This window comes from Chryseobacterium sp. SIMBA_028 (assembly GCF_046535285.1).
In the GTDB taxonomy this organism is placed as follows: Bacteria; Bacteroidota; Bacteroidia; order Flavobacteriales; family Weeksellaceae; genus Chryseobacterium.
Genome location: NZ_JAWRWZ010000529.1, coordinates 1 through 256 on the forward strand (window position 1 = coordinate 1; position 256 = coordinate 256).

The window sequence follows — 256 nt, forward strand, 5'->3', positions numbered from 1 at the left end:
GAGCGACAGGAGCAATTGGTTCATCCGGACCGACTGGCTCAACGGGAGGAACCGGCCCAACAGGAGTAACAGGTGCAACCGGTTCAACAGGAGCGACAGGGTCAACGGGGATAACCGGAGCGACTGGCTCAACCGGTGTAGCAGGGTCAACAGGAGAAACCGGCTCGACTGGTGCAACAGGCCCAACTGGTTCAACAGGAGCAACCGGGGCGACGGGGATAACCGGCTCAACTGGAGTAACAGGTGCAACTGGAGT

1 protein-coding gene is annotated in these 256 nt (G+C 59.8%); it reads left to right on the forward strand.

Annotated elements, in window-relative coordinates; translation table 11 throughout:
* A partial coding sequence (locus SCA31_RS24380; RefSeq protein ID WP_410699556.1) for a hypothetical protein occupies positions 1 to 256 on the forward strand: 256 nt, incomplete at both ends.